Source organism: Micromonospora coerulea (genome assembly GCF_016598485.1).
Taxonomy (GTDB): Bacteria; Actinomycetota; Actinomycetes; order Mycobacteriales; family Micromonosporaceae; genus Micromonospora; species Micromonospora coerulea.
Window position 1 is genome coordinate 1 of sequence record NZ_JAEMUW010000114.1, and the last position, 448, is coordinate 448.

Consider the following 448-nt stretch of genomic DNA (forward strand, 5'->3'; position numbering starts at 1 on the left):
AGGGCAGCAGGCGTGGGGTCTTGACTGTTGCAGGTCGGATCTGCTTCGGGGTGGGTACGGTTTTGCGTCGATCCCGCACTGGCGGGATGGTGGCGGTTCGGGTTGGTCGGCGCGTCTGGTGACGGACCGGTGTATCGGTGACGGTCCGGATCGCGGCGTTGCCGTTACGGCCGCGGCGGGTGTTGGCCTGGTTGGTTAGGCCCCGGGCGGCGATCCGTTGCGCCGCGGCGTGGTCACGGTCCATCGACAGGCCACACGAGCAGGTCGCCCACCGGTACCCGGCGACGTACCGCTCCGGCGTTTTGACATGCTTGACCGCGCCGCCGCAGCGGGGACAGCCGGACGAGGTACCACGCGCCGGAACAGTGACGACTGCGATATCTACTTTCGCGGCGAGGTGGGCGATGGCGGTGAACACGGTGCCGCGTACCGCACCAGACAGTCGCCG

At 68.8% G+C, this 448-nt stretch carries 1 protein-coding gene; it reads right to left on the reverse strand.

What is annotated here, in order from left to right; genetic code table 11:
- A partial coding sequence (locus I8N68_RS32525) for a zinc ribbon domain-containing protein (RefSeq protein ID WP_200216934.1) occupies positions 1-418 on the reverse strand: 418 nt, incomplete at its 3' end.
- Between the last annotated feature and the right edge of the window lie 30 nt (positions 419-448).